Genomic DNA, 10,860 nt, shown 5'->3' with positions numbered 1-10,860 from the left:
ATAGGGAGCATGTTGAACATGCTCCTCCCCCGTGTCCTGCGCTTCCGCAAGGAAGTGATGCTGCTCTGGCAGGCGTTCCGTTCTCCGGCGACGCCGCTCTATCTCAAGGTGGCGACGGCCTTCGTCGCCTTCTACCTCGTCAATCCGTTCGACCTCGTTCCCGATCTGCTGCCGATCCTCGGCTGGGCCGACGACCTGATCCTGGTGCCGCTGATGGTAAGCTGGATCGTGTCGCGCCTGCCGGTGCGGGCCAAGGTGCACGCCAGGGCACCGCGCGGCGGCGTGGTGGAGACGAGCTACCGTCGGATGTAGCTGCTGCTAAAGCTGTTCGCGCCCGGCGCGGACGGCCACCAGCACGAGATAGGCCTCTATGCCGCCGAAAATGGCGATCGGCAGGACGGCGCCGGGCCAGCCGCCGAACTCGTAGCCGAAGTGTGCGGTGCCGAGCAAAAGCACCGACATCGACAGCACCAGTCCGAGGATGCCCGGAGTGCGCAGCTCGTGCGACCGGTGATAGCCGACCCAGAACACGAAGCGCAGGGCGATCCAGACAATTGCGGTGGCGGTAACGGCGCGCAGTTCCGCTGTATCGGCCGCGTACCAGGCGAGGAGCAGCAGACCCGGCGCGAATATCGCCAACTGCTCGAGCGTATTCTGCAGAAATCTTAGATTGATCTTGAGTCGCCGGCTCTCGGCACCCGCGAGCGGGTCGATGGCCGGGGTGAACAGCCGCTCATGCGCCACCGCCTCTATGCCGCTGACCAGCGTCAGCAGCGTGGCAACGGCGATCCAGCCGAACGCAAAGCCTAGCCGGCCAGCAGGATCGGCGAAACTCACCGGTTCGGGTGAGTAGTGATAGAGCCCGAGCCATACCAGGATAGCCGGAGGGACGACGACGATCGCACTGACCAGCATGCGGCGACGGCTGGCCGCCACGGTGCTGAGGTTCGCCGGCCCGCCGCTCACCCGCTACTCCAGCCGGACCAGCAGGTCCTTGGCGTCGATCTGGTCACCGGGGCGGATCAGGAGTTCGGCCACGACGCCATCCACTTCGGCGTGGATGGCGGTTTCCATCTTCATCGCCTCGATCGAGCAGAGCACATCGCCGGCCTGAACCGTCTGGCCTTCCTTGACCGCAAGAGTCGAGATCACGCCCGGCATGGGGGCGCCGACCTGCTTCGGGTCGCCTGCCTGTGCCTTGGCGCGGACCTTGATGTCGCCGGCCTTGAGGCGGTCGGGCACGGTGATGGTGCGCGGCTGGCCGTTGAGGTCGAAGAACACCCGGACTTCGCCCTTGTCGTTGGTCGGAGCGCAGCCGAGGTAGTTGATGACGAGGGTCTTGCCCTTTTCGATGTCGACGAAGAGCTCGTCGCCCTCGTTGAGGCCGTAGAAATAGACCGGCGTCGGGAGCACCTCGGTGGGGCCGTAGCGCTCCTGGGTCTTTTCGAAGTCCGAATAGACCTTGGGGTACATAAGGTACGAGGCGAGGCGGAAATCGTCGATCTCGTGCCCGACCTCTTCGGCGATTTTGTTGCGCTCGGCTTCGAGATCGACATCCTCGAGGTAGGAACCGGGCCGGTCGGTCAGCGGCGCCTTGCCCTTGAGTACCTTCTTCTGCAGCGCCTCGGGGAAGCCGCCCGGCGGCTGGCCGAGATCGCCCATGAAGAAGCCCACGACGGAATCAGGGAAGGCGATGTCGCGGCCGGGGTCTTCCACCTCCGCGCGGGTCAGGCCTGCGGAGACCATGGCGAGCGCCATGTCGCCGACCACCTTGGACGAGGGCGTCACCTTGACGATGTCGCCGAACATCCGGTTCACGTCGGCATAGGTCTGCGCGACTTCATGCCAGCGGGTCTCGAGCCCGAGTGAGCGCGCCTGCTCCTTGAGGTTGGTGAACTGGCCGCCCGGCATTTCGTGGAGATAGACCTCCGAAGCACCGCCCTTGAGGTCGCTCTCGAAGGCGCGGTACTGCGTGCGAACCGCTTCCCAGTAGAACGAGATCTGGCGGATGGCTGTGGCGTCGAGCCCAGGGTCGCGCTCGCCGCCGGCGAGGGCTGCCACCAGCGAGCCGAGGGTCGGCTGCGAGGTGGTGCCGGACAGCGCATCCATGGCGGCATCGACTGCGTCGACCCCGGCTTCCACAGCCGCCAGAACAGTCGCGGCCGAGGCACCGGACGTGTCGTGGGTGTGGAGGTGGATCGGTAGGTCGACTTCCTGCTTCAGCGTGGAGATGAGCTTCTTGGCGGCGGCAGGCTTGAGGAGCCCTGCCATGTCCTTGATGCCGAGGACGTGGACGCCGGCTGCCTCCAATTCCCTGGCAAGGCCCACATAGTATTTGAGGTCGTACTTGCTGCGGTCGGCATCGAAGAGGTCGCCGGTGTAGCAGATGACGCCTTCGGCGACCTTGTTCTCTTCGATCACCGCATCGAGCGAGACGCGCATGTTCTCGACCCAGTTGAGGCAGTCGAAGACGCGGAAGACGTCGACGCCACCCCTGGCCGCCTGCCGGACGAAGAACTTGACCACATTGTCGGGGTAGTTGGTGTAGCCGACGCCGTTGGAGCCGCGCAGCAGCATCTGGGTGAGGATGTTGGGTGCGCCCTCACGCACCTTGGCGAGCCGCTCCCACGGGTCCTCGTTGAGGAAGCGCATGGCGACGTCGAAGGTGGCGCCGCCCCAGCACTCGAGCGAGAACAGGTTCGGCAGCCCGCGCGAATAGGCCTGGGCGATGCGGGTGATGTCGAAGGAGCGCATGCGCGTCGCGAGCAGCGACTGGTGTGCATCGCGCATGGTGGTGTCGGTGAACAGCACCCGTTCCTGGCTCTTCATCCAGCGGGCAAGGCCGGCCGGGCCGTCGCGATCCAGAACCTGCCGGCTGCCCTCGATGACGGACAGCGGCGGGAACTCGGGGACGACGGGAGCGGCCGCGTCGGCGGGCGGTCGTGGCCGGTCGCGCACTTCCGGGTGGCCGTTGACGGTGACGTCGGCGATGTAGCTGAGCAGCTTGGTCGCGCGATCCTTGCGCGGCTTGAAGTTGAACAGGTCCGGCGTCGTATCGATGAAGCGCGTGGTGTAGCGGTTCTCGAGGAAGTCCGGGTGGGTGATGATGTTTTCGAGGAAGGCGAGGTTGGTCGACACCCCACGGATGCGGAATTCGCGCAGGGCGCGGTGCATGCGGGCGATGGCCTCGTCGGCGCTCGGCGCCCAGCAGGTGACCTTTTCGAGCAGCGGATCGTAGTAGCGGGTGATGACCGCGCCGGTATAGGCGGTGCCGCCATCAAGGCGCACGCCGAAGCCGGTGGCGCCGCGATAGGCGGTGATGCGACCATAGTCGGGGATGAAGTTCTGCTCCGGGTCCTCGGTCGTGACGCGGCACTGGATGGCATTGCCGTTGAGGCGGATGTTTTCCTGCCGCGGGACACCCGATTCCGGCGTGCCGATCACCGCGCCGTCGAGCACGTGAATCTGCGCCTTGACGATGTCGATGCCGGTCACCTCCTCGGTGACGGTGTGCTCGACCTGGATGCGCGGATTGACCTCGATGAAGTAGAATTCCTCGGTGTCGGCATCCATCAGGAACTCGACGGTGCCGGCGCCCCGGTAGTTGGCCGCCTTGCCGAGCTTCACGGCGGCGTCGGTGAGGTCCTGGCGGCCGGCATCGGACAGGTAGGGCGCCGGCGCGCGCTCGACCACCTTCTGGTTGCGGCGCTGCACCGAGCAGTCGCGCTCATAGAGGTGAACCAGGTTGCCGTGGTCGTCGCCGATCAACTGCACCTCGACATGGCGCGCGCGCTCGACGAGCTTTTCGAGATACATCTCGTCCTTGCCGAAAGCGGCCTTGGCCTCGCGCTTGCCTTCGGAGACTTCGTGGACCAGGGATTTTTCGTCCATGATCCGCCGCATGCCGCGGCCGCCGCCGCCCCATGAGGCCTTGAGCATCAGCGGATAGCCGATTTCGGCGGCCATGCGCCGCACTTCGTCCATGTCGTCGGGCAGGGCGTCGGTGGCAGGAACCACCGGCACGCCGGCCTTGATCGCCATGTTGCGGGCGGCGACCTTGTTGCCGAGGTCGCGCATGGTCTGGGCGCGAGGGCCGATAAAGATGATGCCGGCATCCTCACAGGCATCGGCGAATTCGGGCGATTCCGACAGCAATCCGTAGCCCGGATGAATGGCATCTGCACCGGAGATGCGGGCGATGCGGATGTATTCGTCGATCTGCAGGTAAGCCTCGACCGGGCCCAGCCCCTTGCCGATCAGATAGGCCTCGTCGGCCTTGAAGCGATGGAGCGCCAGCTTATCCTCTTCGGCATAGGCCGCCACGGTCTTGAGTCCGAGCTCGTTGGCGGCGCGAAACACGCGGATGGCGATTTCGCTGCGGTTGGCGACGAGGATCTTCTTGATTGGCATCGATTTAAATGTCCGGGCAGAGGAGATGGACGGCCTCGCGGCCGGGCCAGCATAGCCGACGGCAGGACGGCTGAGGCGCCCCAACCGTCACGGGGCTGTTATGTGCGGCTGAGATGGCCAGCCAGGTGGCTCATGTCGTAGCCGGCACCGGCGGCTTCGGAGATGATCTCGTCGGCGGGGCGTTCGCCGGCCTGCGACAGCGCCCACAGCGTGGTGGAGCGGGTGCCCGAGCGGCAGAAGGCAAAGACCGGGCCTGGGCTCGATTCGACCGCCGCCTTGGTGCGCTCCACCATGTCGGGTGTCACCCCTTCACGACCGAGTGGAATGGCGTGGTAGGAGAGCCCGGCGGCCGCCGCGGCGGCGGCGATCTCGCTGCCGGCCGGCTGGTCCGGAGACTCGTCATCGGGCCGGTTGTTGATGATGGTGGTGAAGCCGAGGGATTTGAGCGTCGCCACGTCCTCGGGCTGGATCTGCCCGGCAACCGTGATCCGGTCGTTGATTCGCTTCAGGTCCAAGTCGCTACTCCCCGCTGTCGCCGTCACTGCCCCTCGCGGCGCCCGTTATATCCACCGTACCCGCGGGGACGCAACTGCGCCGTAGGGCTGATATGGGTCAGGTTCAGGGGAGGGCCGCACCCACCCACGGCTCCCAGACCTCACCGCGTTCCGCCACGAAGCGGTCGGCGACGCCCTCGACGGTGCTGCCGGTCTCGCTGAGTTGGGCGAGCATGGCGTTCATTTCCTCGAGCGGCAGGCTGGCGCGCTGAAGGTAACCGGCAACCTGCGGTGCTTCGGTGAATACCCACTCGCTCACCGCGATCACCACAGGCTCAGCGGCGAAAGCGCTCGGCGCGGGCGAAGGGCAGGCGCGACGCGCGAGGCACTGGGCAGCTTCCTCGATATACTCGCCCATGTCGAGCGGCAGGAAGTTGAACTGCGACAGCACCGCGTTCGGCGCCCAGTAGTAGAAGATGATCGGCTCGGAGCGGCTGACCGCCTCGGCGAGCAGGGTGTCCATCTCGAAGCGGTTGGCGGGCTCGACCAGGTCCACCAGATCCGTCAGGCCGTGCGCGGCAACGAGGTTGCGGTTGATCACCGAGCAGGCCCAGTCGGGCGGGCAGGAGATGAAGCGCACCGGATTGCCGTCGCTGATGGTGGGGAGCGCAGCGGCAAGATCGGCGGCGGTGATGGGCTGTGGCAGGGACGCCGCCAGGTAGTCGGGCACGTACCAGCCCTCGAGCTGGGTCTCCGCAAAGGTTGGTGCGGCCTGGCGGAGCATCTGCGCTTCAATGCCGGCATTCCAGACTTCCACGGCGCGGGTGGGCCACATTTCCGGCGCGACGGCAGGCTGGCCGGTCGAGCCCATGGCGGATGCTGTTGCGGCGAGATCGCCGGGCACCACTTCGGCCGTGCAGCCGAAACTGCGGGTGAGAATGCGGGCGTGGATTTCGGCCAGCAGTTCGGCGGATGGCCAGGCCATCCGGGCGATGCTGAGGGGGCGGGTGCCGCAGGGCGCCGGTGGTTCGGCGGATGCGGCGGCTTGATCCTGGGCCTGGTCCAGGACGCTGACCTGCGCCATGGCGGGAACAGCCAATCCGGCGGCAAAGAGGATCAGGGTCGCGGCCAGGTGCCGGATGTGCATGGGAGCCTCCATCGCGGGTCGATCTTTGGCGAAACCCATCGCGTTAAGCAACCGCAGCGGCAATCAGAATTCGCGCGCAATCACCGGTGACTCGGCGCAAGAAAATGTGCAACAGTCCTGCCGGCGGGGCGCCAAGGGAGCGCCCCCTATATCGCGTCGCGCCGCCCGCAAGGAAGGGTCCGCCAAGGACCGCCCGGCGGTTTGCGACCCAGCAGAGGGACGTACATGCGCAAAATCCACAAGACCCTGACCCTGGCCGTTGCCGCCACCACGCTGTTCGCTGCCGCTCCGGTTCTGGCCCAGGAGGTCAAGATCGGCTTCCTCGCCGACGTGACCGGGCCGATTGCGGGCTTTGCTCCTGGCATGGTGGACGCCGGCAACCTGGCCATCACCCATGTGAACGATCAGGGTGGCATCCTCGACGGTCAGAACCTGACCTCCGTGCTGGCCGACTCGGCCTGTGACGGCGGTTCCGCCGGTCCGGCCGCCGACCGTCTGGTCAATGCCGAGAACGTCGTTGCCATCTTCGGCGGCTACTGCTCCGGCGCCACCATTGCCGGTGCCAACGGCTCCGCCATCCCGGGCAATGTGGTGATGATCTCGCCGGCCTCGACCGCTCCGGCCGTCGCCGAACTCGAGGACAACGACCTCGTGTTCCGTGACGTTGTTCCGGACTCCATCCAGGGCGTCAAGGCTGCCGAACTGCTGCTGGCCCAGGGCGTGACCGAAGTCGGCCTGACCTATGTCAACAACGACTACGGTTCGGGTCTTGCCGGTGCGTTCGAGGAAGCCTTCGTGGCTGGTGGCGGCACCGTTCTCGCCAATGTCGCCCATGAAGACGGCAAGGCCGACTACCGTCCCGAAATCGGGCAGATCGAAGCTTCCGGCGCCACCACGCTGGTGATCTACGGCTACGAGAACGCCGGCGGCGGCGCCATCCTGAACCAGGCTGTGGAAGCCGGTTCGTTCGACCTGTTCGTCGGTGGTGACGGCATGGCCGGCGAAGCCCTGCTCGCCACCCGCGATGCAGCCAACCTCGAAGGCATGATCCTGACCCAGGCCGCTCCGGCCGAAGGTCCGGCCTTCGACGCTCTTGCTGCCCTCACCGAGGCTGCCGGCCAGGACGTCAACGGCACCTATGTGACCAACTCCTACGACGCCGTGTTCCTCCTGGCTCTGGCCATCGAGAAGTCCGGCTCGGCCGATCGCGAGGGCATCTCCGCTGCCTTGCGTGAAGTCGCCAACGCTCCGGGCGAGACCATCCTGCCGGGCGAGTGGGAGAAGGCCAAGGAACTGATCGCTGCCGGTACCGACATCAACTACGAGGGTGCCTCGGGCACCGTCGAGTTCGACGATGTCGGCGACGTGGCCGGCGCCATCAACTACTTCGTGGTTGAAGGCGGCGACGTGGTGAACAAGGGCCTGATCGAGTAGTCAGCGCCGACTTCAGCATCAGGGGCCCGGACGGCGACGTCCGGGCCCCTTTCGTTTCTGAACCTTCCCACGCCTCTGTCGTTGCAGCCCGCGAGCAAAGGAGTGGTGGCATGATCTCGAGCCAGCAGGACGTTCCAGACCTTTCCGGCAAGGTGGCGCTGGTCACCGGCGCAACCAGCGGCGTGGGGCTCGAAGCAGCGCGGATGCTGGCGGTTGCGGGAGCACATGTGATCCTGTGCGGCCGCAGCGCCGAAAAGGGGATCGCTGCCATTCGCGAGATCGCCACGGAGGCGCCTCGGGGTACGGTCGAGTTCGAGCGCTTCGACATGGCCGACCTGGCAGAGGTGGCGGCCGGCGCCGCGCGGATCGGTGCCACTCACAGCCGCATCGACATCCTGGTCAACAATGCCGGCGTGATGATGCCACCGGAGCGGCGCACCACGGCCGATGGGTTCGAGCTGCAGTTCGGCACCAACCATCTTGCGCATTATGCGCTGACCGGACGCCTGTTGCCGCTGTTGCAGGCTGGGCGGGCGCGGGTGGTGTCGGTTGCGAGCAATGCTTCCCGGCGCGGGCGGATGCGCTTCGAGGATCTGCAGTTCGAGCGCGGCTATGAGCCGTGGGATGCCTATGCGCAATCGAAGCTCGCGAACCTTCTTTTCGCCCGGCATCTGCAGAAGCTCAGTGACCGCTCCGGGTGGGGGCTGCGTTGCGTAAGCGCCCATCCGGGTCTGGCCAGCACCGGGCTGATCGCCAGCGGCATGGGCAATGGCATGCTGGCCCGGGTGGCGGGGATGTTCACTTCGGTGGTGGCGCAGTCCGCGGCAGCCGGCGCCCTGCCCATCGTCGCCGCTGCCGTGGAGCCTGACCTGGCGCCACTGGACTATGTCGGCCCGTCGAATTTCGGCGGCTGGCGGGGCAAGCCGAAGCTCGTGGAGCGGCCGGCGGCCGCCGATGATGACGCTGCGGCCGAGCGGCTGTGGTCAGTGTCGGAAAATCTCGCCAACCTGCGCTATGCGACAGGTGGGCTATAGGCGGCGCGATCAGGTTTCGCGCCGCACCACTTCCGGAATCAGGCCCTTGGGCGCGTAGCGCAGCGCGATGGTGATCACCACGCCGAGCACGAAGACGCGCATCTGCAGGGCGCGCGAGTCGATCTCCGGGATGGCGCCCCAGCCGATGGCTTCGGTCAATGCCGACAGGTTGAGGAAGATCAACTGCGCCAAGGGATCCGAGATGACCCAGACGATGTAGATCAGGAAGGCCCCGAGCACGACGCCCCAGTTGTTGCCGGCACCGCCAACGATCACCATCACCCAGACCATGAAGGTGTGGTTGATCGGCTGGTAGCCGGAGGGGTCGAAGATCTGGGTGAAGGTGGCGAGCATGGCGCCGCCGATACCCATCAGGATCGAGCCGAAGACGAACAGTTCCAACTGGCGGCTGGTGACGTCCTTGCCCATCGACGCGGCGGCGATGTGGTTGTCGCGGATCGCCCGCATCATCCGGCCCCACGGGCCGCCATAGGCGCGCTGGACCAGCAGGAACGCACCGACCAGGATGACCAGGCAGATGGCAAGGAACATGATCCGCGCGAACGTGAAGCTGTCGGGAATCGATAAACCGGCGGCCTGCAATTGCTGCGGCAGCGGAGTCGGCCAGGGCATCGGCGACACCGTCATGGTGCCGCGGGTCAGCCAGTCCATGTTCTTGATCAGCGCCCGCAGGATCTCGGAAATGCCGATAGTGGCGATGGCGAGATAGTCGGTGCGGAGACCAAGGCTGATGCGGCCGATGAATAAGGCGATGATCGCTGAAACCAGGCCGCCAAAGGCCCAGCCGAGCACCGGGTGGAGGCCAAGCCCACCGATGAAGCCGGCATTGGCCTCGATATAGGCGGCGGCGGGATCGATCTGGCTGCGGTAGATCACATAGGCGGCGAACCAGGCGAGGATCACCAGCGCGGTCTTGAGCTTTCCGGTGATGCCAATGCGGTGACTCTGGCGCACCAGAAGCACCAGTCCCAACCCGATCAGGAAGGCGATCAGCGCGCGGGCCAGCAGCATCGGACCTTCGCCGTCCCAGAACACCTGGTTGACGGGATAGGACAGAAACACCGTCGAGGCGCCGCCCACCATCAGGAAGCCCATGATGGCGAAGTTGAACAGCCCGCCATAGCCCCACTGGATGTTGAGCCCGAGCGCGATCAGCGCGAAGGCCGTCGCCTGGGTGAGGATCAGGAGGATCGAGGCAGTGCCCTGGACGACGCCGACCACCACGACGATCAGGAACATCAGCGCGAACAGCATCAGGCCACGACGCAAGGGGCTGTCCCAGCCAGTCGTGGCAGCGTTGGAAGCGGCGCTCATGTCGAAGCTCCCTTGAAGATACCCGTGGGGCGCACGAGCAGGGTGATGACCAGGATCACGAAGGCCACGGTGAGTTTATACTCGGTCGGCACCAGCGCGAGGTTCGCCGGCAGCGCCATGCCTTCGGGGAGCACGGCGTTCAGTGGGCGCAGCACGGCGGTCCAGTTGAACACGGCCAGCGTCTCGGCGAATGCGATCAGGAAGCCGCCGACGATGGCGCCATAGGCATGGCCGAGCCCGCCGACGATGGCGGCGGCGAAGATCGGCAGCACGATGTTGAACGCGAGGTCGGGCATCAGCGCCACGTCGAGCGCCAGCATGGTGCCGGCGACGCAGGCGAGCGAGCCGGCGATCACCCAAGTGACCCGCACCACCAGAGCGGTGTTGATGCCGGAAACCTGCGCCAGTGCGGCATTGTCGGCCATGGCGCGCATGGCCTTGCCGAGACGCGAGCGGGTGAGGAAGAGGTGAAGCGCGACGACGATGATGGCCGTCACGACGAACATGATCAGCTGCGGTTCGGTGATGCTGATGGGGCGCGACCCGCCCAGCCATTCCATGTCGAAGCGGAAGATGTCCTTGGGTTCACCGCCGACATAGAGCTGGCGGGTGCCGGAGCCGAAGATCAGACGGATCAGGCCCTGAATCATCAGGGTGACGCCGATCGAGGCGATCAGCAGCGTCACCGGTTTGGCGCCGCGGGCGCGCAGGGGCGCGTAAAAGCCCTTGTCGATGCCGAGCGCCAGCAGGGCGGTGATCACCATCGCCGCCGGCAGCACCACGAAGCCCATGGGCAGCGGCAGGATGATCCCCATGGCGGCTAGCGCCGAGGCGAGGATAAGGGCGACGAAGGCACCCATGGTCATCATGTCGCCATGGGCGAAGTGGGCGAAGCGCAGAATGCCGAAGATCAGCGTGACGCCGATGGCACCCAGTGCATAGATCGAGCCCAGCACGGTGCCGGAAATCAACACGCGGTTGATGAAGAAAATGAGTTCGTCCACCG

Annotated in this window: 9 protein-coding genes; 3 read left to right on the top strand and 6 right to left on the bottom strand. The window is 66.0% G+C overall.

The genetic code is table 11. The features are described from left to right. Positions 1-18: 18 nt before the first annotated feature. Entirely contained in the window at positions 19-312 is a 294-nt protein-coding gene (locus tag ACFSX5_RS07420) for a YkvA family protein (protein ID WP_386832638.1), read from the top strand. Positions 313-318: 6 nt separating this feature from the next. Here the strand turns inward: ACFSX5_RS07420 and ACFSX5_RS07415 are convergent, their stop codons facing one another. The 4 genes from ACFSX5_RS07415 to ACFSX5_RS07400 all read right to left on the bottom strand — a co-directional run bounded on the left by ACFSX5_RS07415 (position 319) and on the right by ACFSX5_RS07400 (position 6,051). Further along, positions 319-966 (bottom strand): MAPEG family protein, encoded by a 648-nt coding sequence (locus ACFSX5_RS07415; RefSeq protein WP_386832637.1) that lies wholly within the window; start codon positions 964-966, stop codon positions 319-321. 3 nt (positions 967-969) lie between these two features. After that, a complete protein-coding gene (pyc, locus tag ACFSX5_RS07410; protein WP_386832636.1) occupies positions 970-4,410 on the bottom strand; it encodes a pyruvate carboxylase in 3,441 nt (1,146 codons plus the stop codon). 98 nt (positions 4,411-4,508) lie between these two features. Next, positions 4,509-4,925, bottom strand: coding sequence for a TIGR01244 family sulfur transferase (locus ACFSX5_RS07405; RefSeq protein WP_386832635.1), 417 nt, complete (start codon positions 4,923-4,925; stop codon positions 4,509-4,511). 103 nt (positions 4,926-5,028) lie between these two features. Continuing rightward, positions 5,029-6,051: a glycine betaine ABC transporter substrate-binding protein gene (locus ACFSX5_RS07400; RefSeq protein ID WP_386832634.1), complete on the bottom strand. Its 1,023-nt coding sequence runs from the start codon at positions 6,049-6,051 to the stop codon at positions 5,029-5,031. 225 nt (positions 6,052-6,276) lie between these two features. Between ACFSX5_RS07400 and ACFSX5_RS07395 the strand changes: the two genes are divergently transcribed. Both ACFSX5_RS07395 and ACFSX5_RS07390 read left to right on the top strand, forming a co-directional pair. Further along, entirely contained in the window at positions 6,277-7,485 is a 1,209-nt protein-coding gene (locus tag ACFSX5_RS07395; protein ID WP_386832633.1) for an ABC transporter substrate-binding protein, read from the top strand. A 110-nt stretch (positions 7,486-7,595) separates the two neighbouring features. Further along, positions 7,596-8,519 carry an SDR family oxidoreductase gene (locus ACFSX5_RS07390; RefSeq protein WP_386832632.1) on the top strand — a complete coding sequence of 308 codons (924 nt, stop codon included), beginning with the start codon at positions 7,596-7,598 and terminating at the stop codon, positions 8,517-8,519. A gap of 9 nt (positions 8,520-8,528) precedes the next feature. Here the strand turns inward: ACFSX5_RS07390 and ACFSX5_RS07385 are convergent, their stop codons facing one another. Together ACFSX5_RS07385 and ACFSX5_RS07380 are read right to left on the bottom strand one after the other, a co-directional pair. Further along, on the bottom strand, positions 8,529-9,854 hold the full coding sequence (locus ACFSX5_RS07385; RefSeq protein WP_386832631.1) for a branched-chain amino acid ABC transporter permease: 1,326 nt from the start codon (positions 9,852-9,854) through the stop codon (positions 8,529-8,531). Further along, positions 9,851-10,858, bottom strand: coding sequence for a branched-chain amino acid ABC transporter permease (locus ACFSX5_RS07380; protein ID WP_386832630.1), 1,008 nt, complete (start codon positions 10,856-10,858; stop codon positions 9,851-9,853). The genes ACFSX5_RS07385 and ACFSX5_RS07380 overlap by 4 nt, the downstream gene beginning before the upstream one ends. Positions 10,859-10,860 lie beyond the last annotated feature (2 nt).

It is taken from the genome of Devosia albogilva (assembly GCF_042685625.1).
Lineage (GTDB): Bacteria > Pseudomonadota > Alphaproteobacteria > Rhizobiales > Devosiaceae > Devosia > Devosia albogilva.
The sequence above is the reverse complement of the archived record's forward strand: the minus strand, read 5'-3'. Positions and strand labels throughout refer to the sequence as shown.

Excerpts from the sequence above, each read along its gene's own strand:
- pyc (WP_386832636.1), bottom strand. The coding sequence starts at position 4,410 with ATGCCAATCAAGAAGATCCTCGTCGCCAACCGCAGCGAAATCGCCATC.
- ACFSX5_RS07420 (WP_386832638.1), top strand. The coding sequence starts at position 19 with ATGCTCCTCCCCCGTGTCCTGCGCTTCCGCAAGGAAGTGATGCTGCTC.
- ACFSX5_RS07400 (WP_386832634.1), bottom strand. The coding sequence starts at position 6,051 with ATGCACATCCGGCACCTGGCCGCGACCCTGATCCTCTTTGCCGCCGGA.
- ACFSX5_RS07385 (WP_386832631.1), bottom strand. The coding sequence starts at position 9,854 with ATGAGCGCCGCTTCCAACGCTGCCACGACTGGCTGGGACAGCCCCTTG.
- ACFSX5_RS07390 (WP_386832632.1), top strand. The coding sequence starts at position 7,596 with ATGATCTCGAGCCAGCAGGACGTTCCAGACCTTTCCGGCAAGGTGGCG.
- ACFSX5_RS07395 (WP_386832633.1), top strand. The coding sequence starts at position 6,277 with ATGCGCAAAATCCACAAGACCCTGACCCTGGCCGTTGCCGCCACCACG.